Raw genomic sequence first — 25,292 nt, forward strand, 5'->3', positions numbered from 1 at the left:
GGGCGGGGACGATGTCCCCGCCCGCCGCGTCGCGTCCGGGCTCAGCCGACCGGAGCGAACCCCGGCAGCCACCGTTCCAGGATGCCCCGGTAGGGGGCCTTGGCCTCCAGTTGGCACAGCACCCCGATCGACCCGAGCGTCACCCGGTGGATGAGCAGGTAGGACGGCGGCAGGTTGAGTTGCCGGCTGAACTGGTACGCCGGGGAACGAGGGCTGGCCAGCCGGGTGGCTTCGGCGCGCAGCCAGGCCCGGGTGAACCGGAACTCGTCGGTGGCGATCGGCTCCAGCATCGGCCGCAGGAACTCTAGCAGCGCGGGCGCGTCGATCGGCTCCCCGGTGCTCACGAAGCCCTCGGCCCGCAGGCCGGCCACCACCTCGTCGGCGTCGCCCCGCAGGGCCAGCCCGGCGATGCGGCCGATCGGTTCCGGCGTGCCCTCCGGCATCCGGGCCACCGCTCCGAAGTCGATGACACCGAGTCGGCCGTCCGGTAGCAGCCGGAAGTTGCCCGGATGCGGGTCGGCATGCAGCAGCCCGGCCCGAGCCGGCGCGGAGAGGTGGAGGGTGGCCATCAGCCGGCCCGCCTCGTCGCGCTGCTCCTCGCTGCCGGACCGGATGACGTCGGCCAGCGGGGTGCCCGATATCCACTCGGTGACCAGCACCCGGGGCGAGGCGTGGAAGACCTCCGGTATGTAGATCTCCGGGTCGTCGACGTACCCGGCGGCGAAGGCGCGCTGCGACTCCGCCTCCAACTCGTAGTCCAGTTCCTCGGTGATCCGTTCCCGCAACTCGGTCAGGAGGGGCTTGATGTCCAGCCCGGGCTGGATGGCCCGGAACATGCCGCCCAGCCGGGAGAGCTGCTTGAGGTCGGCGAGCAGGGCATCGCCGGCACCCGGATACTGGATCTTCACGGCGGCGTTCCGGCCCGTGCCGTCCGGCAGCCGCCACACGGCTCGGTGCACCTGCCCGATGCTGGCTGCGGCGGCCGGAGAATCGTCGAAGCTCACGAACCGGTCCCGCCAGGCCGGCCCCAACTGTTCGGCCAGCACCTTGTGCACGGTGGCGGCGGGCAGTGGCGGCGCGGCCTCCTGGAGCTTGGTCAGCGCCTGCCGGTAGGGCGCGGCGATCTCCTCCGGCAGGGCGGCCTCGAACACCGACAGCGCCTGACCGAACTTCATTGCTCCGCCCTTGAGCTGGCCGAGGACGCTGAACAACTGCTCGGCGGTGCGTTGCTGGATCTCGGCGGAGATCACGTCGGAGGCGAGCCCGGTGACGCGCTTTCCCATGCCGAGGACGGTCCGGCCGGCGAAGCCGAGCGGCAGAGCGGCGAGCTTGGCGGTCCGGGACACGGCCCGGCGCGGGATGTCGGTCACTTGGTCATTGTTACCGACTCGGCCGGCCCATCGCTGCCGTGCAGCCGCACCCGGCACCGGTGCAGCGGTCACCCGCCGCATCGGCAGCGTGGGTGTGGTGGCCAGTAGCGTCGCCGAAAGCTGCCGGGAGCCACCACCTCGACTGATCCGCCGAGGGTTTCGGGAGTGCCTCCGTCGAGGTGGCTCAACGCCTCGCCGACGGCGCATCCGGTCGCGGTGAGCAGGAGACTCGCCGCGCAGGCCGGAGCGGGCGGGGCGCTGGCGAGTTGGGCGGCGAGTGCCGGCCAGTCCGGGTCCCGGTCGGCCCGGTGCAGGTCGAGACAGCGCAGGCAGGGACCGACCGGCGGACGGACCAGCGGCCCGACCGTCGGAACACCCTCCCGGACGTCCACGAACAGGTGCGGTTGTCGCCGTTGGGCGTGACCGGCGGCCAGCAGCGCGGCCGGCCGGTCGCAGCCGAGTTGCACGACCAGGTCGGGACGGGGTCGGCGGAGCGGACCGGTGCCGGTACCCGGGGCGGCCCGCTGTATCGCCGCATGGGTGGCGGCGTCGAGCGGACGCCCGATCTCGGTGGCGGGGATGCCGGTGCCGACGAGATCGATCGGGCGAACCGGTCCGGGCAGGTCGGGATGAACATGACCGATGCCCGCCTGGGCGAGAGCGACCGCGACGGCGGGGCCGAGCGGACCGCTGCCGGCGACCGTCACCCGGGCGGCCAGGCGACGCCGGAGCACCTGGGCGGGGGTGCCCGGTAACCGGGCGGTGGCCAGCGCCAGCGCGCCGGCCTCGGCAGCCAGCCGGATCCGCCGTGGTCCGGTGAGGTCCCGGGGTACGAGCGTGTGCGCTGGCACCACCAGGCCGGCGGTCCGTAGGGCGTCGAGCAGCGCACGGGCGTGTTCCGGACGCACCTCCGCCCTGGCCAGCACCTGCCGTTCGCTGTGGGTGCCGTCGAGCAGGTCGAGCAGCCGGGCCGCTCGGGAGTCGGCCACCTCGACCAGGACCGCCCGCTCCTGGCCGAGGCCGAGCTGGAGGGTGTGCCGGTCACGCCAGAGGCGGGTGAGCCCGGGCAGCAGTCGAGGACGGGGAGACGGTGGGCGTTGGGCGGGTCGCGTCATGGGCACGAATAGTGACCGTGTCCATGCTTTCCGTCGATCGTTGTCCACAGGTGGCCAACCCCAGATCCAGGGCTGCCCACAGGTTTTGGCGAGTTATCCACAACCCGCGGGTAGTGGTTGTCGGTGGTCCGACAGTTACCCACGCACACACACTGGACGGGGTGGCCGCAGGCCACCCCGTCCAGTACCCGTACGTCAGACCTTCGCCTTGCCCAGGATGCGGTTCACTGTTGTGCCACATACCGGACACTTGCCCTTGGCCATGTTCATGCCGGTCTTGGAGACCTCGACACGGCCCTCAAAGTCCCGCTTCTCCTTGCACTTGACGCAGTAACCGTTGTAGGTCTGGGCCTGGTCGGCCACGATGTGCCCTCCTCATCTCGTCCACCGGGCGATAACGACCCGGTGGGTCTCCCGGTGGCGGTCGCTCAAGGCGTCCGGCGCCGGGTTCTGTCCGGTGATCACCTCCGTGACCACTGGTTGGCGGACCCTACCCAGGTGTGGGCGGTTCCATGTCAGCTGCGCATTGCCACTGTGAGCAAGGCGACGTCGAGAGTGTGCACGCCGAATTGGGTCAGATCAGTCAGTTTGGCGGGGACACGCCGACCGGTACCCCGCAATTGCGCTGGTGATGCCGCTGATGCCGGGTACGCGGACCCCGAATCGGGTTCCGCTGCGATGATCACTTACCGTGGTGGCGGGTCCGGGTGTGACACCTCGCCGGCCACCACGAAGGGTGACCGTGACGGCTGCACCGCGTTTGGCAATAAATTTTTCTGGACTCCTGGCGACCAATCCCCATTTTCCGGACGCGTGTCGGGGGGTTGACTCTTGCGGAGCCCTGGTCACAACGCATTAGCTTGCCAACGTGACAGCAAACCGAGGCTGCGCGGTCCACTGATGGCTGGGCCGCGGAAGCCTGTCGTCGAGGTACGGCGCAGCCAGCGCCGGCGACGCACGGTGTCCGCCTACCGGGACGGGGAGCGGGTCGTCGTCCTCATCCCCGACCAGTTCTCCCGGGCCGAGGAGAGCGAGTGGGTCGACCGGATGCTCGCCCGGCTGGCGGCCCGCGAGGGGCGCCTGGTCCGCTCCGACGCCGAACTGGTGGCTCGCGCCAGCCGGCTGATCAAGCTCTATCTCACTGAGTACGGCAACCAGGCCGTGCCGGGCAGCGTCCGCTGGGTGAGCAATCAGAACGGCCGGTGGGGCTCCTGCACCCCGGCGGACCGCTCGATCCGGCTGTCGCACCGGATCCAGGAGATGCCGGACTGGGTGATCGACTACGTGCTGCTGCACGAGCTGGTTCACCTCATCGTGCCCAGTCACAACGCACAGTTCTGGGCACTGGTCGGGCGGTACCCGAAGACCGAACGGGCGCGCGGCTACCTGGAGGGCGTGGCGGCCGTCGTCGGCACCGCCTGAGTGCCCCGACGGCGCGGCGGTAGGGTCGGTGGATGGCCCGACGTGTGGTGGTGGCGCTGCTCGCGCCGGTCGCCTGGGCGCCGCCCGGCGTCGACCCGGAGGACTGGCGCACCGCGCTCGCCGAGGACGTGGTGGACCTGCTCGCCATGCTGAACGAGGTGGACACCGCGGTGGCGGTCACCCGAGCGGACCGGTGGCTGGCCGATGCGGTGATCTGGCCCGGGACGACCGTGTACGAGGTACCCGAGCCGACCCCGAACGCGGTGTTCGCCGCCCTGACCGATGCCGGCGGGCCGGACGGGACGACCGGCACGGAACCGCCATCCGGTGCCGGTCCGGGGGGCGGCACCCTGACGACGACCGACCGCTACGAGCAGGTGGCGGTCGTTGCCGGCGATGCGCCCGACCTGCCTGGACTCACCGTCGGTAAGTTGCTGCGTCCGCTGACCAGCCGACCGGTCGCGGTCGCCCCGGCCGAGGGGGGCCTGCCCGGACTGCTCGGGGTGGCGGCCCGGCTGCCCGTACCGTCCTGGTTGCCGCCGTTGGACATGGACGCCACGGTGCCCGCGGCTGTCCGGGCGGCGGCACCCCGCCCCGGCGACCTGGCGGTGACACCCTCCTGGCACCGGCTGCGCGGTCCGGCGGATCTGGCCCGACTCGATCCGGCGCTGGACGGGTGGGAGCACACCCGGTCCCTGCTCTCCGGTGCCGGCCGGAACGGCTGACGCCGTCACGCTGTCGGCGTGACGGCGACCAGTCGTTCGGGGTGGTCAGGAACGGCCCTCGTCGCCCTCGGTGTCGTCGCGTCGTTCCGTCTCGCCCGGGGCCTTCTCCTCCGGGCCACCCGGTGCGGAGAAGTCGAAGTTCTCCAGCTCGGTCATCAGGTCCACGTCCGCCATGGCGAAGGCCACCGGGTCGGCGAAGTCGTCGTCGGAGGGAAGCAGGTCGGGGTGCCCCCACAACGCATCCCGGCCGGCGATTCCCCGATGCTCGGTGAGCGCCGCCCAGAGCGCTGCGGCCTCGCGCAGCCGACGGGGCCGCAGCTCCAGCCCGACCAGGGCAGCGAAGGTCTGCTCGGCCGGCCCGCCGGCCGCCCGACGGCGACGGAACGCCTCGCCCAGGGCCACGACGTTCGGCAACCGGCCGGCGGCCGCCCCGTCGACCACGTGGCAGACCCAACCCTCCACCAGGGCGAGGGCGGTCTCCAGCCGGGCCAGCGACGCCTTCTGCGTCGGGCTGTCCTCCGGAGTGAAAATGCCCTCCAGGGCAATCGCCTGCATCGACTCCGGATCGGTCGGGTCGACCCGCCCCATCGCCTCCTCGATCGCCTCCCGGTTCACCCGGATGCCGGCGGCGTACGTCTCGACGGCGTTGAGGACGTGCCCGCGTAGCCACGGGACGTGCTCGAAGAGCCGTTGGTGTGCCGCCTCGCGCAGGGCGACATAGAGGCGAACCTCGTCCTCGGGCAGCTCCAGACCATCGCCGTACGCCCTGATGTTGGCCGGAATGAGCGCGGCCGTGCCGGCGGGTCCGAGCGGCAGACCGATGTCGCCGGCCGAGAGCACCTCTGCGGCGAGTGACCCGAGTGCCTGGCCGAGCTGACCGCCGAAGAGCGCGCCACCGAGGGTGGCCACCATCGACTGCATCGGGCCGAGCTGCGCTCGGGCCTCCGGTGGGACCAGGTCGCCCATCGCGCCGACCATCCGGCTGGCCACCGGATCGCACAGCTTGCGCCAGACGTCCAGCGTCTTGAAGATCCACTCGTTGCGGTTCCAGGACACCGTGGTGCGGATGCCCGAGGGCAGCGCGGAGGCCGGCTCCAGCCAGAGGTCGGCGATGCGCAGGGCCTCCTCGACCGCGTGACGCTCGTGGGGCGCGACGGCCGGGTCGCCCGTCCCGGCGAGCTGACTGGCCGCCACCTGACGGGCCAGGTCCCAGTTGACCGGCCCGCTGCCCGGCGCGGAGAGCAGGTGCTGCAACTGCGACATGAACTGCTGCATCTGCGCGGGGTCGTTGGGGTCGGGCGGCTGCCCACCCGGAAGCGCGAAACCGAACGGAATATCAGGCACGACGTCTACGGTACGCGCGTGACGCCCCGGGTCGCCGCCACCGTGGTTGCGCTGAGGGCGAAGTCGTGCGTCGTGCCGACCGGGAGCCGTCGTCGGGATCGGTACGCTCTGCCGCATGAGACGTCGCGGCATGACCGTTCTGCTCGGTGCTCTGCTCACCGCACTGCTCAGCATCGGGGTGCTCGGCGCGCCCGTCCCGTACGTGGTGCTCGGTCCCGGCCCGACCGTCGACACCCTGGGCCAGGAGGACGGCAAGGAGGTCATCCAGGTCACCGGCCGGGAGACCTCCACCTCGGAGGGGCAGTTGCGGCTGACGACGGTGGGCGTGCAGCCCGGCGTCAAGCTCCGCTCCGCCATTCAGGGCTGGCTCTCCGACGAGCAGGCGGTGGTGCCGCGTGAGCTGGTCTACCCGCCGGGGGAGACCCAGGAGGAGGTGGAACAGCGCAACGCCGAGGACTTCCAGGTCTCGCAGACCAGCGCGGAGACCGCCGCGCTGCGGAAACTCGGGTACGAGGTGCAGGTCGTGGTCAAGACGGTGGCCACCGACGGGCCGTCGGCCGCGGTGCTCCGCCCCGGTGACGTGGTGACGTCGGTCGACGGTGAACCGGTGCCGCTCGCCTCCCGGCTGACCGAACTCATCCGAGCCAAGCCGGCGGGCACGGCACTGCGGATCGGGTACACCCGCGACGGCACCGCGCGCACCGACACCATCACCAGCCAGGAGCAGGACGGCCGGCCCCGGATCGGCGTCGAAATCGAGCAGCAGCAGCCGCATCCGTTCACCCTCTCCTTCGATCTGAAGGACATCGGTGGGCCCAGCGCGGGCCTGATGTTCGCCCTGGGCATCATCGACAAGCTGACCCCGGAGGACCTGACCGGCGGCCGGGTCATCGCGGGCACCGGCACCATCGACGACTCCGGGCAGGTCGGCCCGATCGGCGGGATACCGCAGAAGCTGGTCGGTGCGAAGCAGGCCGGCGCGACCGCGTTCCTGGTACCGGCGGCCAACTGCGCCGAAGCGGTCGGTAACCGACAGCCGGACCTGCCGTTGGTGAAGGTGGGCTCGCTCGACGAGGCGCTTGACGCGTTGGAGGCACTGCGTTCCGGGGGCGAGCCCGCGTACTGCTGAGCCGCCCGGCTTGACCTTGCGCTCACGCCTTCAGGAACACCCCGTACTCTGGGTGCCTGGTCGGAGCCGATCATAACGAGCGTGCGGAGCCAACAGTGGTCATGCGTAGCAGCAGCCCCCTGCCGAGGATGAGCCGACGCGGACGCGTCACGATCGGGGTCCTGATCGGGGTGTTCGTCCTGTTCACCCTGCTGGGCTGGGGGGTGCAGGCCTGGACGGACTGGCTCTGGTTCTCCGAGGTCGACTACACCGAGGTTTTCCGGGGCGTGCTGGTCACCCGACTGCTGCTCTTCCTGGCGGCGGGCCTGGCGATGGCAGCGATCGTCGGTGGCAACCTCTGGCTCGCCCAACGGCTGCGCCCACGGATGCGACCGCACTCACCGGAACAGGCCACGCTGGAGCGGTACCGGATGCTGCTCGGTCCCCGGCTGGGCCTGTGGATCACGGTGGCCGCCGCCATCGTCGGCCTCTTCGCCGGCCTGTCGGCGCAGAGCCGTTGGAACCAGTGGCTGCTCTTCCTGCACGGCGGAAACTTCGGGGTCGACGACCCGGAGTTCGGTGTCGACGTCGGCTTCTACGTTTTCCAGCTGCCGTTCTGGCGGTTCCTGCTGGGGCTCGCCTTCACCGCAGTGGTCCTGGCTCTGATCGGTGCGCTGGCTGTGCACTACCTCTTCGGCGGGGTGCGGCTACAGGGTGTCGGCGACCGGATGAGCAACGCGGCCCGGGCCCACCTGAGCACGCTGGTGGCGGTCTTCGTCCTGCTGAAGGCCGTCGCGTACGTGCTGGACCGGCGGGCGATGCTGCTGGAGTACAACGACGGCGTGGGGGTGTACGGCGCCGGCTACGCCGACATCAACGCACTGCTGCCGGCCAAGGAGATCCTCGCCTACATCTCCGTGGTGGTGGCGATCGCGATCATCGTGTTCTCCAACGCCTGGATGCGCAACCTGGTCTGGCCGGGCATCTCGCTGGCCCTGCTCGGTGTCTCCGCGGTGGCGATCGGCGGCATCTACCCGTGGGCGGTGCAGACCTTCGAGGTGAAGCCCAGCGCCCGGGACAAGGAGGCGCCGTACATCCAGCGCAGCATCGACGCCACCCGCGCGTCATTCGGCCTGGACATCGCCCAGAGCTCGGCGTACGCGGCCAGCAACCTGAACCCGCCGGAGAGCCTGGCCACCGACACCTCGGTGGTGCCGAACGTCCGGCTGCTCGACCCGCAGCTGGTCAGCGAGACCTACACCCAGCTTCAGCAGGTCCGTGGCTTCTACGACTTCGGCCCGAAGCTGGACATCGACCGGTACACGATCGACGGGGCGACTCAGGACTACGTGGTCGGCGTACGTGAGATCAACTACGGCGAGTTGACCGCCCAGCAGAGCAACTGGATCAACCGGCACACCGTCTACACCCACGGCTACGGAGTGGTGGCCGCGCCCGCGAACCGGGTGGTCTGCGGTGGCCAGCCGTTCTTCGTCTCCGGTTCGCTCGGCGAGCGGTCGCAGGAGTCGTGTGCGTCACCCACCGACCTGATCCCGGCGAGCCAGCCTCGGATCTACTACGGCGAGCGGATGGCGGACGGCGACTACGCGATCGTCGGCAAGCCGAACGAGGACGCCAACCCGGCCGAGTTCGACCGCCCGGCCGGCGAGGGCGGCGAGGGGTCCGAGTCGTACTACACCTACACCGGTTCCGGTGGCGTCGAGATCGGCTCGTTCTCCCGCCGGCTGCTCTACGCGATCAAGGAGCAGGAGGCCAACTTCCTGCTCTCCGAGGCGGTCAACGACAACTCCAAGCTGCTCTACGTGCGTAACCCCCGGGACCGGGTGGAGAAGGTCGCGCCGTTCCTCACCCTGGACGGTGACCCCTATCCCGCCCTGGTCGACGGTCGGGTGCAGTGGATCGTCGACGGCTACACCACCGCCGCGACCTACCCGTACGCGGAGCGGGTCAACCTCCAGCAGGAGACCACCGACGAGCTGACCGGCCGGGGCACCATCCAGTTGGCCCGGGAGAACGTCAACTACATCCGCAACTCGGTGAAGGCGACCGTCGACGCGTACGACGGCACGGTCGTTCTCTACGAGTTCGACGAGAACGACCCGGTGCTCAAGGCGTGGAACAAGGCCTTCGGCGGTGACCTGATCAAACCGCGCGGCGAGATCCCCGCGGCATTGGCCGACCACTTCCGGTACCCGGCCGACCTGTTCAAGGTGCAGCGCAACCTGCTGACCCGGTTCCATGTCACCAACCCCGGCGACTTCTACTCCGGCCAGGACTTCTGGCAGGTGCCGAACGTGCCGGACGCGCCGGACAGCGGGCAGAAGCAGCCGCCGTACTACCTCTACACGCAGTTCCCGGGTCAGGACGCGCCGCGCTTCCAGCTCACCAGCGCGGTCACCCCGAACGGTCGGCAGAACCTGGCCGCCCTGATCTCCGGGTCGTACCAGGACGGTAGGCCGACGTTGCAGGTGCTGGAGTTGCCCGACCAGACGGCGATCTCCGGGCCGGTGCAGGTGCACCAGCGGATGACCAACACCAACGCCAACATCCGGCAGCAGTTGAACCTGCTCTCCTCGAACCAGGCTCAGGTGCAGTACGGAAACCTGCTCTCACTGCCCTTCGGCAACGGGATGCTGTACGTCGAGCCGGTCTACGTCAAGAGCAACCAGCAGGACGCGTACCCGCTGCTGCAGAAGGTGCTGATGTCGTACGGCGACGGGGGTTCCTACGTCGTCCTGGCGGACAGCGTGAGCGACGGCATCAAGCAGCTCGTCGAGCAGGGCAAGCAGGCGGCGGCAGGCAACCCGCCGCCGCCCCCGACGCAGGGCGAGGAACCGCCGGAGCAGGGCGAGGAACCACCGGCTTCGCCGCCGGCCTCGCCGACGGCCACCCCGGCACCCGGCGACGCTCCGCCGCTCACCGGCGACCTCGGTGCGGCGGCCGAGCGGGTGCGGGCCGCGATCACCGAGGTGCGTGCCGCGCAGGCGTCCGGCGACTTCGAGCGGTACGGTCGTGCGCTGGCCGCGCTGGACGAGGCGCTCACCGCCTTCCAGCAGGCACAGACAGCGGCTGGTGGACCGAGCGCCACCCCGACCGCGACGCCCGGTGGTTAGCGTGCGCGGACGGTAGCGCGGTGGCGCGACCAGCCCCGGTGGGTCCCCGGTTCATCCGAACCGGGGACCCACCGTTCGTCTGTGCCGTGTCAACTCGGCACCAGGAGGTCGTCGTGAGCCACAGCACTACGTAGTCGTTCGATTCCCGCCCCCGGTTGCCGTCGCCGAGGGTGTCCGCGCGGACCGGGTCCGACGCCGCTACGGGGTCGCGGATCGGTGCGGCGTGGGGCGTACAGCGGGCCGCTTTGCGGCCGACCGGGGAGGTGCGCTACGGTGGATCTACCGACGCGGGGTGGAGCAGCTCGGTAGCTCGCTGGGCTCATAACCCAGAGGTCGCAGGTTCAAATCCTGTCCCCGCTACTGCATGGAAGAGGTCCCGGATTCATCCGGGACCTCTTCTTTTTCGAGATGCTGCCGCCGATGTTGACGCGAGCGTCATTCGGCCGTCCGGGTTGCGCGTCTCGGCGAGGATGAGCACATGTCTTCCTTCGGTAGGTGGTGGGGGCGGCTCAGCACGCTCCTGGGTGCGGTGGTGCTGGCGGTGTTCGTTCCGGTCGCGGCCTGGGCGTCGACCGGCACCGGGGAACTGGTGGTGGAGGCGGCTCGACGGCGTGGACGCGGTGGCGGATTCTTCGGTTTCCTGAGCCTGCTCTGCTGCCTCGTGGTGGTGGGGGTGATCGTCCTGCTGGTGATCCGGATGACCCGCCGTCGGCGTTGACCAGACGACCCCGGCACCCTGTCGAGGGCTGGGCGGTGGCGTCCGGCCCTCCGGCCGCAGCGTGGACCGCCAGCGGTGGTACGCCCAGCGCGTGTTCTACTTGTCCGCGTGGAACTTCTGCACTCGGGCAAGGTGAGGGACGTCTACGCCGAGGGCGATGACCTGATCCTGGTCGCATCCGACCGCATCTCCGTTTACGACGTGGTGCTGCCGACCCCGATCCCGGACAAGGGCAAGCTGCTCACCGCCTTGTCGCTGTGGTGGTTCGAACAGTTGGCCGACCTGATCCCCCACCACGTCATCTCGGCCACCGACGTGCCGCCGGAGTTCGCCGGCCGGGCGATTCGGTGCCGCCGGCTTGAGATGGTGCCGGTCGAGTGCGTCGCTCGGGGCTTCCTCACCGGCGGCGGACTGAAGGAGTACGAGAGCACCGGGAAGGTGTCCGGCGTCGAACTGCCGCGCGGGCTGGTCGAAGCGTCGATCCTGCCCGAGCCGATCTTCACTCCGTCCACCAAGGCGCCGGTTGGTGAGCACGACGAGCCGATCACCTTCGCCGAGGTGGTCGACAAGGTCGGCGCCCAGACCGCCGACCGGCTGCGACAGCTCACCATCGACGTGTACTGCCGGGGCGCAGAGCTGGCGGCGGACCGGGGCATCCTGATCGCCGACACCAAGATCGAGCTTGGCTGGGCGTCGGACGGCACTCTGGTCCTCGGCGACGAGTTGCTCACCCCGGACTCGTCCCGATTCTGGCCGGCGGAGTCCTACCAGCCCGGGCGCGCCCAGTTCTCCTACGACAAGCAGTACGTCCGGGACTGGGCGACGAACAGCGGCTGGGACAAGCGGGATCCGGCGCCGGAGGTGCCTGCCGAGGTGGTCGACGCCACCCGGGCCCGTTACGTGGATGTCTACGAAAAGCTGACCGGCACCCGCTGGTAGCGCTGCGAGCCGTTACTCGCCGCTGCGGTGGCGGCCGACGTGCTGCTCAGTGGGGACGGTCGCGGTGATGATGCGTACCGTGGTGCCGGCGGGCCCGGTGTCGACGTCCATCGCGTCGGTCAGTTCGCGGGCCAGCCAGAGCCCCCAGCCGCCGGCCGTCTCGGGCTCGGGCCGGCTGCGATTGTCGAGGTTCTGCGTGCTGATGCCCGGCCCGTGATCGGCTACCTCGCACAACACCAGGCCGGGCTCTTGCCACAGCCGCAGCCAGCCCTGACCGCCGCCGTGGCGTACCGCATTGGTGATCAGCTCGTTGACGGCGAGCACGAAGTCGTCCAGCCGCTCGTCGCGCAGCCCAGTGGTGCGCGCGCAGGCGGCGACCGAGTGTCGAAGCTCGGTCACCTGTGCCTGGTCGAAGGCGTCGGCGATCAGGAGGGCGTGTTCGATGGGGACCACCGTACGCGGTGTGGGAGATCCTGCGTTCGTCATGGCCCCGTCCCGACAGAGATCGCAGAGTTTTCGCGACTTTTACCACCGTACGTCAGGGTTGGTCGAGGTGCATCGGCCGCAGGCGGTCCGACGCCCTGTGGCATGGTGGCGCACGTGCCCGCTGCCGGTGGTTTCGAGGTTCCGCTCTGGCGGGCCGTGGCGGTCTTCCGGGTGGCCTCCCTGGCGTACGTCTGCGTGGTGCTGATCCGCGACGCGGACCGGTACGCCCACCCCATCGCCGCGGCAGGACTGGTGCTGCTCATGGCGGCCTGGACCGCCGTCACCGCGATCGGGTACGCGGTTCCGGCCCGGCGCGGCTGGCCGCTGCTCCTGGCCGATCTGGGAGTGGTGGTGGCGATCCTGCTGGCGACCCCGTGGGTGATGGGTCGGCCGGCGCTCGACGCGGGGCTGCCGACCCTTCCGGTGGCCTGGCTGAGTGGGCCGGTGCTGGCCTGGGCAGTCTGCGGCGGGCGGCGGCGCGGTGCGGTCGCGGCGCTGGTGCTCGGCGCGACCGACCTCGCGACCCGGGGCATGGTCACCCCGACCGCGTTCAACGGCGCGATCCTGATGCTGCTCGCCGGCGTGGTGGTCGGACACGTCGCCCGGCTGACGGTGACCGCCGGAGAACGGCTGCACCGGGCGGTCGAGTTGGAGGCCGCCACGAGGGAACGGGAACGGTTGGCCCGCGACATCCACGACTCGGTGCTCCAGGTGCTCGCTCTGGTGCAGCGGCGTGGCGCCCACCTCGACGGCGAGGCGGGCGAACTGGCCCGGTTGGCCGGTGAGCAGGAGGTGGCGCTGCGGTCGCTGATCTCCGGTGCCGGGCCGGTCGCGGCCGGGGCCGCCGACGCGCCGGTGGATCTGCGTACGCTGCTCGGCCGGCACGCCTCGGCCACCGTGTCGCTGTCCGCCCCGGCCGACCCGGTGCTGCTGCCCTCGGCGGTGGCCCGCGAGCTGGCCGCGGCCGTCGGTGCGGCGCTGGACAACGTGGCCCGGCATGGCGGTGGGCGGGGCTGGGTGCTGATCGAGGACGAGGGGTCGGCGGTCACCGTGTCGATCCGGGACGAGGGACCGGGTTTCCCACCCGACCGCCTGACCGAGGCCGTGGCCCAGGGACGGTTGGGTGTGGCCCAGGCGATCCGGGGGCGGCTGGTCGACCTGGGCGGTGTCGCCCGGATCAGCTCGACGCCGGGTGCCGGTACCGAGGTGGAGCTCACCGTGCCGAGGAGGAGATCATGAACGGTGTGCGTGTGATGGTCGTCGACGACCACCCGATGTGGCGGGAAGGGGTGGCCCGCGACCTCGCCGAGGCCGGTCACGAGGTGGTGGCCAGTTGTGGGGAGGGCCGCCAGGCGGTCCGGGTGGTCGCCGCGGCCCGTCCCGACGTGGTGGTGCTCGACCTGCAACTGCCCGACATCTCCGGCGTGGAGGTGATCCAGGGACTGCGAGCGGCCCACCCCGGCGTGCGGGTGCTCATGCTCTCCGCCAGCGGCGAGCAGCAGGGCGTGCTGGACGCGGTGAAGGCCGGCGCCACCGGCTACCTGCTCAAATCCGCCGGGCTGACGGAGTTCCTGGAGGCGGTGCGGCGCACCGCGGCGGGCGAACCCGTCTTCACACCCGGCCTGGCCGGGTTGGTCCTCGGTGAGTACCGCCGACTGGCCGGCGTCAGCAACGACGCGACGGCCGGTGCCGACGCGGCACCCCGGCTCACCGACCGGGAGACCGAGGTGCTGCGTCTGGTGGCCAAGGGGATGTCGTACAAGCAGATCGCCGACCGGCTCGGACTGTCGCACCGCACCGTGCAGAACCACGTGCAGAACACGCTTGGCAAGCTCCAACTGCACAACCGGGTCGAGCTGACCCGATACGCGATCGAACGCGGCCTGGACGACTGACCGGGGGGTGCGGTCGACGTTCGCTGGTCAGACCGAGTGCGGCGGCCGGGTCTCGTGCACGGCCAGCTCCTCGGCGCTGGCTCCGCCACCGGCGGCACCCGCGTCGTACGCGATCGAATCGGTCTCCTGGTCGGTGTGGGCCCCCTCGTCCGGTTCGACCAGCCGACCGACGGTGGCGTCCGCGCTGGTGCCCAGCTGGTCGTGGTCGTAGAGCGAGACCGGGGACTTCGGATCCGAGGTGGGGCCCGGGTCGATCACGTCGGCGTCGAGCTGCGCCTGCGCCGCCTGCTCCCGGCTGTCCGCCTCGGCCGCGATGTCCGGATCCACCGGCCCGGCCAGCGGATCATCGACCGGCAGCTCGAACTGTTCCCGGCTCAGCTTGTAGTCCAACGACTCGCCGTCGAGCTGCTCCTCGGCGGTGGTGCCGAACTCGTCGACCGCCACCGGCGTCCGGTCACCGGGCAGCTGGGCCGGTGCGGGACCGTCGGCCTCCCGACCGGTCAGCACGTCGTCCCCGGCCGTCGAATCGTCGTCGGCGGTGTCGGGCAGGCCGTCGGCCTCGGGATCGGACACGGGGGTCGGGTACTCGTCGTCGCGCATGACTCACCACTACCCGTTGCCCTCCCGCCGTAACCGGTCCCGACGGGCGGATAGCGGCTCGACGCCAGCCGAGTGCCGCCCCGGCCCGCTCAGCGGGCCAGCCGGCGGGTCAGCACGGCGACCGTGCCGACAGCGGTGCCGGCCGCGGCCAGCCCGAGCGCGGCGGACATCCGGACCACCTGGCGACGCCGGCCATGCCAGCCACCCTCGGTCGCCGCACCGGCGTCGGAACGGAAGAGGTTGTCCGTGGTGTCGGCGACCGCCGGCGAACCGAACTGGGTGTACCGGCCATACCAGCCGAGAACCCATTCGGCCAGCGCCGGAGCGAGCCGCCACTGCATGCCGATCAGGCGCGCGGCACCCCCGGCGTACGCCTCCCGTCGGGGTCGCCGCAGCAACCGGACGATCGTCTCCGCGACCACCTCCGGCGGGTACACCGGTGGCGGCGGATGGACCTGCCGGCCGCTGTGATTGGCGGCGTGCCGGAAGAACGGAGTGTCGATGGTGGCCGGAAGCACGGTGCAGATCGAGACGGAGCTTCGGCCGGTGACCCGCAGCTCCTGGCGGATCGTGTCGGCCAGTCCTCGGACGCCGTGCTTGGCCGCGTTGTACGGGGACTGGTACGGCATCGCCACCTCGGCCAGTACCGAGGCGTTGTTGACCACGACACCGCCACCGGCCGCGCTCAGGTGCGGCAGCGCGGCTCGGATCCCGTTCGCCGTACCGAGCAGGTTGACGTCCAGCACCCGACGGAACTCCGCCACCGGGATCTCGTCGAACAGCCCGATGGTGCCGACCGAGGCGTTGTTGATCCACGCGTCGATCCGGCCGAACTCCGCCACCGCGGTCGCCGCGAGCCGACGCATCGCGTCCGCATCCGTCACGTCCGTCGGCACCACCAGGGTGCGGCCGCCCAGTTCACGGCAGTGCCGGGCCACCTTCCGCAGCGCCGGCTCGGTGCGCGCGGCCAGCACCACGGTGCTGCCGCGTCGCGCCAGGGCGTACGCGGTCACCGCACCTATGCCGCTGGAGGCACCGGTGATGACGATCGTGGCGTCGGCGAGTGTGCGGGCAAGGGGCATTCAGCGTCCGTACCCCGTCGTGTCCGGGTCATGCCGTCGGGTGTACCTCCGATCTGCGAGGTTTCGGCTCTTCGGAGGCCGGTTAATGGGACGCTCTGACCGGAGACCACCGCCCTCATCCGCATGGAGGTGACCCATGCGCGTTGGCCTTGTCTGTGCCCACGCCGCTGCGCCGCCGTTCGGCGACGGAACCGTCGTCGGCACCTACCAGCACATCGCACGGGTCGCGGCCGAGTTGGCCGGGCGGGGTCACGACGTGCGGGTGTACGTCCGCCGGGACGATCCCGAGGTGACCGAGACCGACACGGTGGACGGCTACCGGGTGGAGCGGGCACCGGTGGGCCCGATCGAGCCGATCCCCACGGCCGAGCTGGTGCCCTACGTGGCCGCGTTCGGTGAGTGGCTGGCCGACCGGTGGTCCGGCGACTGGACGCCCGAGGTGGTGCACGGTCACTACTGGGTCGGGGGTCTGGTCGCCGCACACGCGGTGCGGGAGACCGACATCCCGATGGTGCAGACGTTCCACTCGATCGGCATGGAACAGCTCCGCCACCTCGGCGCCCAGTACGACGGTCCGGGCACCCGCATTCCGTTGGAGCGTGCGCTGACCCGGGCGGTGGACATCGCGGTCGCCCAGTGCAACGACGAGGTCGATGAGCTGACCCGGATGGGTCTGCAACGCACCTCGGTCGCGATGGTCCCGACCGGCGTCGACATCGAGCGTTTCCACCCTGACGGCGAGGCCGCCCCGCGCGAGCAGCGCCCCCGGATCCTCTCGGTGGGTGGGCTCGGGCGGGGCCACGGCCAGGAGGACCTGATCCGGGCGATGCGCCTGGTCGGTGACGCGGAGCTGGTGATCGCCGGAGGGCCACCGGCGGACCAGCTGGCCAACCATGCCGAGGCGCGCCTGCTGCGCGAGCTGGCCGATCGCGTCGGGGTCGGCGAGCAGGTGCAGCTGGTCGGCGCGGTACCACACGAGCAGATGGCCACCTGGTACCGCTCGGCCGACGTGGTGGCCTGCACGCCGCACTACTCCTCTGCCGGGCGGGTGTCGCTGGAGGCGATGGCCTGTGGTGTCCCGGTGGTGGGCTACGCCATGGGCGGCATCGCCGACGCCGTGGTCGACGAGGTGACCGGCAAGCTGGTGCCACCGGGCGACGTACGCACCCTCGGGATGACGCTGCGACGGCTGCTCACCGACAACGCGGGCCGGTTCGCCTACGGGCACGCCGCGGTCGACCGGGTGCGGTGCAGTTACACCTGGGAGCGTACGGCCAGCGCACTGGAGCGGCTCTACGAGCGGGTGGTGGGCCGGCGTAAGCCGGTCGAGGCGGCCTGAGGCAGCGGGTCTCCCACACCCACACGCACACCCGTGACCTCGCAGCCGGCAGCGGCCGGCTGGGCCACGAGCGGCGGCGGGACACCGACCACCGCCCGACTGGTCTCCCGGGCCACAGCGTGCTGGTGTTGCGGCTCCGCGTACCGGGTGAGCCCGACGACCGCGACGAGGGTGATCAGGAAACCGACCCCGGCGAGCCATTCGCGGCCCGGCCAGATCTTGTCGTTGAGCAGCAGCAGCCCGACGATGGCGGCGGGCACCGCCCCGGCCGCGTCCATGGCGGCCACCGCGGCCGTGGTGGAACCGCGCTGCATCGCCAGCCCGAGCAGCAGCTGACCCACCACGGAATGGGCGATGAGCAGATAGAGCAGCGGGTCGCTGAGGAACGCGTCCCAACTCGACGCGGAGGCCAACGGTCGGGCCGCCACCGCGGCGGCGGAGAAGGCCAGCCCGGCCAGTGACCCGAGCGCCACCGAGCCGGGCGCGCCGTGCAGCCGGACCGCGAAGAAGCCCAGCACCGCGATCACCGCCAGGGTCACCAGCAATGCGATCATGCCCTCGGTGCCGAGGGCCTTCGACGGTGCCGGCCGGGCGGCGAGCACCAGCGCGGTGATTCCGGCGAAGAGCAGCACCAGCAGCGCGACCTCGGCCGCTGGTAGCCGCCACTTCAGCAGGATCACGCCGAGCAGGGCGGTGACGCCGAGTCCGGCGGCCACGCTCGCCTGCACCAGGAACAGCGGCAGGTCCCGTCGGGACAGGAAGGCCAGGACGAAGCCGGCGACCTGGCAGGCCAGCCCGACCAGGTAGGTGCGATGCCCGGCCAGCCGCAGCAACAGCCCGGGATCGAAGGTGTGATGCACTGTCGTACGGGCGGCGGCCACCGACTGCAACAGGTTGGCGACGCCGTACGCGACGATCATCGCAGCCAGGAAACACCAACCCGAGGTAGCCACCTGGCGAGGATAGAGGTTACCCGGCGTCAATGCGCGGCGGGCTGCCGAGCCGCCGAAGGATGTCGGGATGCAGCGCGCCGTTGCTGGCCAGGGTGCTGTTGTCGCCACCGGCCGGAGCTGGACGGCCGGACATATCGGTGATCCTGCCCCCCGCTTCGGTCACGATGGGTACCAACGCGGCCACGTCCCAGAGCGACAACTCGGGCTCGATCATCACGTCCAGCGCGCCTTCGGCCAACAGCATGTAACCGTAGAAGTCGCCGTAGGCCCGACTGCGCCAGGTGTCGCGCATCAGTTGGAGCACCGCGTCGAGCCGGCCCGCCTTCTCCCAACCGTCCAGCGAGGAGTAGCAGAGGCTGGCGTCGGCCAACCGGTTCACCCCGGACACCCGGATGGGCGTACCTCGGGAGGCGTCCGGGCCCGCGTACGCTCCGGTGCCCCGCGCCGCCCACCAGCGGCGGCCCAGGGCCGGCGCGGAGACCAGACCGGCGACCGGATGGCCGTCCTCCAGCAGGGCGATCAGAGTGGCCCAGATCGGTACCCCCCGGACGAAGTTCTTGGTGCCGTCGATCGGGTCCACCACCCACTGGCGGGTTCCGGCGGTGGGTGTCTCGCCGTACTCCTCCCCGAGCAGCCCGTCGTCGGGCCGGTGCTCGGCGAGCAGGGCGCGGATCTCGCGTTCCACGGCGGTGTCCGCGTCGGAGACCGGCGTCAGGTCGGGCTTCGACTCGACCCGCAGGTCCAGGGCGCGGAACCGGGCCGTCGACAAGGCGTCGGCGGCGTCGGCGAGCCGGTGGGCGAGGGTCAGGTCAGCGACGTAACCGGTCATGCCGGACACGGTAGCGACGCCGGCACCGGGCCGGCGCCCGGGGCCCGCGCCGGTAGGTCGTCAGGTGCCGAGTCGGGTGCGCGCCCGCCGGGTCACTCCGGCTGCCCGCGCGGGTCGGGCTCGCTCCGTGCGTCGGTCTCGCCGGCGCGGGAGGCCAGCAATCGGCGGTACGAGGTCAGCCGGCGCGCATCGGCCCGTCCTGCCGCCACCCAACCGTCGAGTGCGCAGTCGGCCTCGTCGGCGGTGTGTGGGCAGTTCGGCGGGCAGTCGGCGGTGGCCTCGATCAGGTCCGGGAAGCCGTGCAGCAGGCTCTCGGCCGAGACGTGGGCCAGCCCGAAGCTGCGGACGCCCGGGGTGTCCACGATCCAGCCCGGGTCCTGCTGCGCGTCGGGTGGCGCGGGTAGCCGCAACGCCACCGCGCTGGTCGAGGTGTGCCGTCCCCGCCCGATCGCGCTGACCGTGCCGACCGCCCGCTCGGCCTCCGGCACCAGGCGGTTGACAAGTGTCGACTTGCCCACCCCGGAATGCCCGACGAGCACCGAGACCCGGCCGGTCAGCAGGCTGCGCAGCGCGTCCAGTGGGGAGTCCGGCCGGAGGAGCAGGTACGGCAGTTCCAACTCGGTGTAGTAGTCGAGCACCGCCTCGGGCCCGGCCAGATCGGCCTTGGTCAGGCAGAGCAGCGGTTCGATGCCGGCGTCGTACGCGGCGACCAGGCAGCGGTCGATGAACCCGGTACGCGGCGGCGGGTCGGCCAGCGCGCTGACGATCACGAGTTGGTCGGCGTTGGCGACCACCACCCGTTCCAGCCGCCCCTCAGCGGTGCTGGCGTCGTCCTCGGCGGTCCGCCGCAGCACCGACCGGCGTGGTTCGATCCGAACGATGCGGGCCAGCGTTCCGGAGGAGCCGGAGGTGTCACCGACCAGCCCCACCCGGTCGCCGACCACGACCGACTTGCGGCCCAGTTCGCGGGCACGCATCGCGGTGATGGTGGGGTCGTCCGGCCCGGCCCCGGGCCGCACGCAGGTGTACCGCCCACGGTCCACCGCGATGACGAAACCGTCCTTGGCGTCGGCGTGCTGTGGCCGGGTGCGGGTACGTGGGCGTGAGGACCTGCCGGGTCGGACCCGGACGTCGTCCTCGTCGTACTCTCGCCGCCTGGTCGCCAGGGTCGGCCCCTTCTTCCGCTCAGCTCTTACCGGTCACCAGTGCCGACCATAGCGCCGGAAACTCGGGCATGGTCTTCGAGGTGCACGACACGTCGTCCAGCTCGACGCCCGGGACGACCAGCCCGGCCACCGCCGCCGCGTGCGCCATGCGGTGATCGTGGTAGGTACGGAACACGCCTCCGTGCAACGGTCGGGGCCGGATCTCCAAGCCGTCGGCCAACTCGGCGATGTCCGCGCCGAGGCCGGTGAACTCCCGAACCAGCGCGGCCAGCCGGTCGGTCTCGTGGCCACGGATGTGGCTGATCCCGGTGAACACCGAGGGCGAGTCGGCGAGCATGGCCAGCGCGGTCAGCGCCGGGGTCAGCTCGCTGACGTCGGACAGGTCGGCCTGCAGCCCCTTCACCGGACCGGTGCCGCGCACCGTCAACCCCTCGGTGGTGAGGGTGACCGTCGCCCCCATCTGCTGCAACAGTGAGCGCAGCCGCTCCACCGGCTGGGCGCTGCCCCGCGCCGGCCAGCCGCGCAGGGTCACCTCACCGCCGGTGACCAGGGCGGCGGCGAAGAACGGCACCGCACCGGAGAGGTCTGGCTCGATCTCCCAGCCGCGCCCGGTCAACGGCCCCGGCTCGACCGCCCAGACGTCGGGGGTGCTGTCGTCGACCGCGGCACCGGCGGCACGCAGCATCTGCACGGTCATCCGCAGGTGCGGCGCGGAGGGCACCGGCGGGCCGACGTGCCGGACCACCAACCCACGGTCGAAGCGTGGGGCGGCGAGCAGCAGGCCGGAGACCAGTTGGCTGGAGGCGGAGGCGTCGATGACGACCTCACCGCCGGTCACCCGGCCAGCGCCCAGGACCACCAGGGGCAGGCTGCCAGAGGCGGGGGTGTCGACGCGTACCCCGAGTGAGCGCAGCGCCTCGATCAGCGGGCCGAGCGGGCGGGTGCGGGCCTGCGGGTCACCGTCGAGGGTGACCTGCCCGTCGGCCAGTCCCGCCACCGGGGGTACGAAGCGCATGATCGTGCCGGCGAGCCCCACGTCGACCTGGGCCGGACCGAACAACCGGTGCGGCCGGACCAGCCAGCGGTCGTCGTCGGCGATCGAGACGTGGGCCCCCATCGCCCGCAGCGCGGCGGCCATCAGTTCGGTGTCCCGGGCCCGCAGCGGTCGGGACAGTGTCGAGGGGCCGGTGGCCAGCGCGCTGAGCACCAGGGCGCGGTTGGTCATCGACTTGGAGCCGGGCAGGCGCAGCGACGCCGACACCGGGTCGCTGGCCGTCGGTGCGGTCCACGGCTGTAGCGGCCGGGTCGCGGTCATGTTCCCCACACCTCCATTCTGCCGTGCGGCAGCCCTGGTGGCTGCCACGGTCATCGGTCACTCCCGGGGAACGGGACGAATCGCTCGGCGGGCGGCGCGCTAGCGTGAGTGGCATGTGCGGGAGGTACGCCACGACCCGGAGCGCCGGTGACCTGAGCGGCCTGTTCGAGGCCGTCGACGAAACCGGTGCCGGGTTGGTCGCCGATCACAATGTGGCCCCGACCGATCCGGTGCCGCTGGTCCGGGTCAGCGCTGAGGGGCACCGGGCGCTCTCGCTGGGTCGGTGGGGGCTGGTCCCGCCGTGGTCCCGGTCGCCCGCGGGAGCGGCCCGCATGATCAACGCGCGTGCCGAGACGGTCGCCACCAGTCGGGCGTACGCTCCGGCCTTCGCCCGCCGACGGTGTCTGGTGCCCGCCGACGGGTGGTACGAGTGGGTGCGGCTGTCCGGCGGCACGAAGCAGCCGTACTTCATGACCCCGCGCGACGGCTCGGTGCTCGCCTTCGCCGGCATCTGGTCGCTCTGGGACGGCCCGGACACCACGCTGCTGACCTTCAGTGTGCTGACCACCGTGGCCCTCGGTGAACTGGCCGAGGTGCATGACCGGATGCCCTTGCTGCTGCCGCCCGAGCGCTGGGCGACCTGGCTGGGTGGCGTCGGCGATGCGGCTGAGCTGCTGGTGCCGCCGTCGAGGGATTGGCTGGCCCGGTTGGAGGTGCGACCGGTGGGGCAGGCCGTGGGTGATGTCCGCAATGACGGCCCCGAGCTGACCGCCCGGGTGCCGCTGACCCGCCCCGCGGACCCGACGGAGATGACGCTCTTCTGATCACGCCCCGCACACATTGTCGGGAGTGATTTGCTGCGGTTCCGGGTGAAAGGTGACCCGAACCTTCTGCCAACTTCCCGGCGAAGTCTTGTCCCCGTGTGCGTAAGTGCGATAGAACACAGCGCCGGTGTTGGGTGTCGTTCACGTCGGGTGAGCAACATTCATCGATCTTGCTGGTCCCACGGGGGAGGTGGGTGGATGACACGGGCGCGTATGCCCCGTCCGCACGAGGTGGCCGCCGCGCGACGTGATCCGCGACTGTTGCGGGCGTTGCGTGAGCGGCGACAGGATGAAGCCTGGCGTACCAGAGGCACCTGTCAGAGCGTCGACCCGGAAACGTTCTTTCCGGCGCCGAACGAGCCGGCCGACGCGGCGGTGGCCCTGTGCCGCAGCTGCGACGTGCAGGGTTCCTGCCTGGCCTGGGCGTTGGAGGTCGGCGACTGTCACGGCGTCTGGGGTGGCACCACCCCACGGGAGCGGCGGGCGATGCTGGTGGCCTGGCGCAGCGAGGTGCAACCCGACCCGGAGGCCGCCGGTGAGCCGGGCCCGCCGGTGCGCGACCGACTGCTCACCCTGGTGCCGTTGAGCTGATCGGCGCGGCATCGGCCCGGTCGACGGGTTCAATGGGCCGGTGCCCCACGACGACGTCATCGACACTCCGCGCGGTCCCGCCCAGGTCGACACCGACCAGCCGCCCGATGCGCCCCGAGCCCTGCTGGTGCTGGGTCACGGGGCCGGCGGTGGTGTCGACGCCCCGGATCTGATCGCCCTACGTGACGCGGCGGTGGCCGTCGGGCTGGTGGTGGTGCGCGTCACCCAGCCGTATCGGGTCGCCGGCCGACGCGCGCCGGCCCCGGCCGGGCACCTCGACGAGGCGTGGTGCGCGGTCCTGGCCGTGTTGAGGCAGCGGCATCCGGGCGTACCACTGGTGGTGGGTGGTCGCTCCAGCGGCGCGCGGGTGGCCTGCCGGACGGCGACCACGGTGGGTGCCGCCGGAGTCGTGGCACTCGCCTTTCCGCTGCATCCGCCCGGTCGACCGGAGCGGAGCCGGGCCGGTGAGCTGGCGACCGGGTTGCCGACCCTGGTGGTGAACGGGGACCGGGACCCGTTCGGTGTGCCGGAACAGGGCCCGCGGGTGCGGGTGCTGGTCCGGCCGGGGGAGCGGCATGACCTACGGGGCGACCCGGCCGGTACGGCTGCCCTGGTGCGGAACTGGCTGCGCGAGCACGGCTGGGCGACCGCCTGACGACTGCGGCCCCCCGGACCCGGTGCCGTTTCCGCCGGCCGCGCCGCTTCGTTGCACTCGATGGTGTCCCAGTGCCAGTCCGGGCGGCGACACCGGGCTCCCAGGCCCTTCCTGGTCCCAGCCGCGGTCGCACCGCCGGGGCAGGGACCAGGAACGCCCGGGCCGAGCCGGAATGTCCCACCCCACACCGCGTGTTGAACACCTCGGACAACCACTGTGCGAGGGGGTGACCGGTGCCGACCGAGATCCGGAGCCGGGAGCACGACGAGCGGGAGGCGCGGCAGCTCAGACAGCTGCTGACCGGCCCGAAGTGGCCGGCGGCGGTGTCGCCGGTCGAGGTGGCGACGGGCACACCCGTCGGAACCGAATCTGCCAGAAGGCCGGTGCGCGTATCCTCGGCGGAGAAGCATCCAACCCGAGGGGATGTGCGGTTGACCACGGAGAAGACGGACGAGCGCAGGGCCCGGTTCGAACGGGACGCAATGCCATTCGTCGATCAGCTGTACGCGGCCGGCATGCGGATGACGCGTAACCCGGCGGATGCCGAGGACCTGGTCCAGGAGACCTACCTGAAGGCGTACGCCGCCTTCCACCAGTTTGAGCAGGGCACGAACCTGAAGGCCTGGCTCTACCGGATCCTGACCAACACCTACATCAACTCGTACCGCAAGCGGCAGCGCCAACCGGTGCAGGCACCCACCGACGAGATCACCGACTGGCAGTTGGCCGAGGCGGAGTCGCACACCTCCAGCGGGCTGCGTTCCGCCGAGACGGAGGCGCTCGACCGGCTGCCGGACAGCGATGTCAAGGAAGCCCTCCAGCAGTTGCCGGAGGAGTTCCGGCTGGCGGTCTACCTGACCGATGTCGAAGGCTTCTCCTACAAGGAGGTCGCCGACATCATGGGCACGCCGATCGGCACGGTGATGTCGCGGTTGCACCGCGGGCGTCGTAATCTGCGCAAGCTGCTTGAGGGATACGCCGCGGAGCGGGGTTTCTCCGCGGCCCAGCCGGCCCGGAGTTCGACCGCCGGCACCGGCCGGGAGGTGTGACGTGAGCTGTGGAGAGCCGCACGAGACGGACTGCCGTGAGGTGCTCGCCGAGGTCTACCTTTACCTCGACCTGGAGTGCGCGCAGGAGCGGCGGACGCTGATCCGGCACCACCTCGACGAGTGTGGGCCCTGCCTGCGCGAGTACGGCATCGAGCAGGAGGTCAGGGCGCTCGTGGCGCGCTGCTGCGGCAACGAGTCCGCGCCGGACGAACTGCGCGAGCGGCTGCGGATCCGGCTGAGTGAACTCGTCGTCTTCGAGAGCAGCGAGTCGCGCGAACTGGCTGACTGACATGCATCGGTGCCCGGGTCGGAGGACCCGGGCACCGATGTTCCGTCGTCCGATCGCGGCGGGCAGCCGCCCGCCGGCTCAGGAGTTGGGGCGCTTGCCGTGGTTCGCGGCGCTCTTCTTACGGGCCTTCTTCTTACGGGCCTTCTTCGCCATGGTGACCTCCTCGTGATGGCCGGTGCGCACGGCCCCGCCACCGGGTGCTGTCGCCCTAGCCGGCGTCAGGGCCTGACCCGTTGATGCTAGTGCCGACGGTACGGGCGGGCTGCTCCCGGGGCCGCTCCGCGCCCACCGGCCGCCTGCCCATGATTGGATACGTCGCAGGAGCCGCGAGGAAGGGGCCGAAG

Annotated in this window: 26 protein-coding genes and 1 tRNA gene; 15 read left to right on the top strand and 12 right to left on the bottom strand. The window is 71.4% G+C overall.

Annotation, left to right across the window (positions count from 1 at the left end; all coding sequences use genetic code 11):
- Window positions 1-41: 41 nt before the first annotated feature.
- From Vlu01_RS19065 to Vlu01_RS19075, 3 genes are all read right to left on the bottom strand, one after another.
- The gene (locus Vlu01_RS19065) at window positions 42-1,370 is read right to left on the bottom strand and encodes an ABC1 kinase family protein (protein WP_204001432.1); all 1,329 of its coding nucleotides are present in this window, start codon (window positions 1,368-1,370) and stop codon (window positions 42-44) included.
- Window positions 1,371-1,438: 68 nt separating this feature from the next.
- A complete protein-coding gene (locus Vlu01_RS19070) occupies window positions 1,439-2,485 on the bottom strand; it encodes a hypothetical protein (RefSeq protein ID WP_204001434.1) in 1,047 nt (348 codons plus the stop codon).
- Between the two features lie 195 nt (window positions 2,486-2,680).
- Window positions 2,681-2,848: a DUF5679 domain-containing protein gene (locus Vlu01_RS19075; RefSeq protein ID WP_012014940.1), complete on the bottom strand. Its 168-nt coding sequence runs from the start codon at window positions 2,846-2,848 to the stop codon at window positions 2,681-2,683.
- A gap of 537 nt (window positions 2,849-3,385) precedes the next feature.
- On the opposite strand from Vlu01_RS19075, the gene Vlu01_RS19080 reads away from it, so the two are divergent.
- Both Vlu01_RS19080 and Vlu01_RS19085 read left to right on the top strand, forming a co-directional pair.
- Window positions 3,386-3,907: a M48 metallopeptidase family protein gene (locus Vlu01_RS19080; RefSeq protein ID WP_204001436.1), complete on the top strand. Its 522-nt coding sequence runs from the start codon at window positions 3,386-3,388 to the stop codon at window positions 3,905-3,907.
- A gap of 32 nt (window positions 3,908-3,939) precedes the next feature.
- Window positions 3,940-4,632 (top strand): hypothetical protein, encoded by a 693-nt coding sequence (locus tag Vlu01_RS19085; RefSeq protein WP_204001438.1) that lies wholly within the window; start codon window positions 3,940-3,942, stop codon window positions 4,630-4,632.
- A 45-nt stretch (window positions 4,633-4,677) separates the two neighbouring features.
- Here the strand turns inward: Vlu01_RS19085 and Vlu01_RS19090 are convergent, their stop codons facing one another.
- Window positions 4,678-5,907, bottom strand: coding sequence for a zinc-dependent metalloprotease (locus tag Vlu01_RS19090; RefSeq protein ID WP_505840627.1), 1,230 nt, complete (start codon window positions 5,905-5,907; stop codon window positions 4,678-4,680).
- 184 nt (window positions 5,908-6,091) lie between these two features.
- On the opposite strand from Vlu01_RS19090, the gene Vlu01_RS19095 reads away from it, so the two are divergent.
- From Vlu01_RS19095 to Vlu01_RS19115, 5 genes are all read left to right on the top strand, one after another.
- Complete coding sequence (locus Vlu01_RS19095) at window positions 6,092-7,105, top strand: YlbL family protein (RefSeq protein ID WP_204001442.1); 1,014 nt, start codon at window positions 6,092-6,094, stop codon at window positions 7,103-7,105.
- A gap of 101 nt (window positions 7,106-7,206) precedes the next feature.
- Entirely contained in the window at window positions 7,207-10,218 is a 3,012-nt protein-coding gene (locus Vlu01_RS19100) for a UPF0182 family membrane protein (protein ID WP_204001444.1), read from the top strand.
- 286 nt (window positions 10,219-10,504) lie between these two features.
- Window positions 10,505-10,578: transfer RNA gene (locus Vlu01_RS19105), tRNA-Met, on the top strand.
- 118 nt (window positions 10,579-10,696) lie between these two features.
- Window positions 10,697-10,936 carry a hypothetical protein gene (locus tag Vlu01_RS19110; protein ID WP_204001446.1) on the top strand — a complete coding sequence of 80 codons (240 nt, stop codon included), beginning with the start codon at window positions 10,697-10,699 and terminating at the stop codon, window positions 10,934-10,936.
- A 108-nt stretch (window positions 10,937-11,044) separates the two neighbouring features.
- Complete coding sequence (locus Vlu01_RS19115) at window positions 11,045-11,875, top strand: phosphoribosylaminoimidazolesuccinocarboxamide synthase (protein WP_204001449.1); 831 nt, start codon at window positions 11,045-11,047, stop codon at window positions 11,873-11,875.
- 12 nt (window positions 11,876-11,887) lie between these two features.
- On the opposite strand, the gene Vlu01_RS19120 is transcribed toward Vlu01_RS19115, so the two are convergent.
- Window positions 11,888-12,361, bottom strand: a complete 474-nt coding sequence (locus Vlu01_RS19120; protein WP_204001452.1) for an ATP-binding protein — start codon at window positions 12,359-12,361, stop codon at window positions 11,888-11,890.
- Between the two features lie 114 nt (window positions 12,362-12,475).
- Here Vlu01_RS19120 and macS point away from each other — a divergent pair, with 114 nt between their 5' ends.
- Window positions 12,476-13,600 (top strand): MacS family sensor histidine kinase, encoded by a 1,125-nt coding sequence (macS, locus tag Vlu01_RS19125; protein WP_373307451.1) that lies wholly within the window; start codon window positions 12,476-12,478, stop codon window positions 13,598-13,600.
- Window positions 13,597-14,256, top strand: a complete 660-nt coding sequence (locus tag Vlu01_RS19130) for a response regulator (RefSeq protein ID WP_204001458.1) — start codon at window positions 13,597-13,599, stop codon at window positions 14,254-14,256. The genes macS and Vlu01_RS19130 overlap by 4 nt, the downstream gene beginning before the upstream one ends.
- Window positions 14,257-14,283: 27 nt before the next feature.
- Here the strand turns inward: Vlu01_RS19130 and Vlu01_RS19135 are convergent, their stop codons facing one another.
- Both Vlu01_RS19135 and Vlu01_RS19140 read right to left on the bottom strand, forming a co-directional pair.
- Complete coding sequence (locus Vlu01_RS19135; protein WP_204001461.1) at window positions 14,284-14,856, bottom strand: DUF5709 domain-containing protein; 573 nt, start codon at window positions 14,854-14,856, stop codon at window positions 14,284-14,286.
- A gap of 89 nt (window positions 14,857-14,945) precedes the next feature.
- Window positions 14,946-15,938 carry an SDR family oxidoreductase gene (locus Vlu01_RS19140; protein WP_204001464.1) on the bottom strand — a complete coding sequence of 331 codons (993 nt, stop codon included), beginning with the start codon at window positions 15,936-15,938 and terminating at the stop codon, window positions 14,946-14,948.
- A gap of 136 nt (window positions 15,939-16,074) precedes the next feature.
- Here Vlu01_RS19140 and Vlu01_RS19145 point away from each other — a divergent pair, with 136 nt between their 5' ends.
- Window positions 16,075-17,277 (top strand): glycosyltransferase, encoded by a 1,203-nt coding sequence (locus Vlu01_RS19145; protein WP_204001468.1) that lies wholly within the window; start codon window positions 16,075-16,077, stop codon window positions 17,275-17,277.
- On the opposite strand, the gene Vlu01_RS19150 is transcribed toward Vlu01_RS19145, so the two are convergent.
- The 4 genes from Vlu01_RS19150 to aroA form a co-directional block, all read right to left on the bottom strand.
- Entirely contained in the window at window positions 17,232-18,197 is a 966-nt protein-coding gene (locus tag Vlu01_RS19150) for a hypothetical protein (protein WP_204001593.1), read from the bottom strand. The two genes, Vlu01_RS19145 and Vlu01_RS19150, sit on opposite strands and share 46 nt — an antisense overlap.
- Window positions 18,198-18,246: 49 nt before the next feature.
- Complete coding sequence (gene hisN / locus Vlu01_RS19155) at window positions 18,247-19,059, bottom strand: histidinol-phosphatase (protein WP_204001471.1); 813 nt, start codon at window positions 19,057-19,059, stop codon at window positions 18,247-18,249.
- 92 nt (window positions 19,060-19,151) lie between these two features.
- On the bottom strand, window positions 19,152-20,078 hold the full coding sequence (gene rsgA, locus Vlu01_RS19160; RefSeq protein ID WP_239095999.1) for a ribosome small subunit-dependent GTPase A: 927 nt from the start codon (window positions 20,076-20,078) through the stop codon (window positions 19,152-19,154).
- Window positions 20,079-20,244: 166 nt separating this feature from the next.
- On the bottom strand, window positions 20,245-21,549 hold the full coding sequence (gene aroA, locus Vlu01_RS19165; RefSeq protein WP_204001473.1) for a 3-phosphoshikimate 1-carboxyvinyltransferase: 1,305 nt from the start codon (window positions 21,547-21,549) through the stop codon (window positions 20,245-20,247).
- 104 nt (window positions 21,550-21,653) lie between these two features.
- Between aroA and Vlu01_RS19170 the strand changes: the two genes are divergently transcribed.
- From Vlu01_RS19170 to rsrA, 5 genes are all read left to right on the top strand, one after another.
- On the top strand, window positions 21,654-22,364 hold the full coding sequence (locus Vlu01_RS19170) for an SOS response-associated peptidase (RefSeq protein WP_204001475.1): 711 nt from the start codon (window positions 21,654-21,656) through the stop codon (window positions 22,362-22,364).
- Window positions 22,365-22,562: 198 nt separating this feature from the next.
- The gene (locus tag Vlu01_RS19175) at window positions 22,563-22,955 is read left to right on the top strand and encodes a WhiB family transcriptional regulator (RefSeq protein ID WP_204001477.1); all 393 of its coding nucleotides are present in this window, start codon (window positions 22,563-22,565) and stop codon (window positions 22,953-22,955) included.
- Window positions 22,956-22,995: 40 nt separating this feature from the next.
- Window positions 22,996-23,610, top strand: coding sequence for an alpha/beta hydrolase family protein (locus Vlu01_RS19180; RefSeq protein ID WP_204001479.1), 615 nt, complete (start codon window positions 22,996-22,998; stop codon window positions 23,608-23,610).
- A 233-nt stretch (window positions 23,611-23,843) separates the two neighbouring features.
- Window positions 23,844-24,659: a sigma-70 family RNA polymerase sigma factor gene (locus Vlu01_RS19185; RefSeq protein ID WP_275409386.1), complete on the top strand. Its 816-nt coding sequence runs from the start codon at window positions 23,844-23,846 to the stop codon at window positions 24,657-24,659.
- 1 nt (window position 24,660) lies between these two features.
- Window positions 24,661-24,948, top strand: a complete 288-nt coding sequence (rsrA, locus tag Vlu01_RS19190; RefSeq protein WP_204001482.1) for a mycothiol system anti-sigma-R factor — start codon at window positions 24,661-24,663, stop codon at window positions 24,946-24,948.
- A gap of 78 nt (window positions 24,949-25,026) precedes the next feature.
- Here the strand turns inward: rsrA and Vlu01_RS27970 are convergent, their stop codons facing one another.
- Window positions 25,027-25,101: a 50S ribosomal protein bL37 gene (locus Vlu01_RS27970; protein ID WP_370461611.1), complete on the bottom strand. Its 75-nt coding sequence runs from the start codon at window positions 25,099-25,101 to the stop codon at window positions 25,027-25,029.
- Window positions 25,102-25,292: the final 191 nt, after the last annotated feature.

The organism is Micromonospora lutea (assembly GCF_016863535.1).
Taxonomy (GTDB): Bacteria; Actinomycetota; Actinomycetes; order Mycobacteriales; family Micromonosporaceae; genus Micromonospora; species Micromonospora lutea.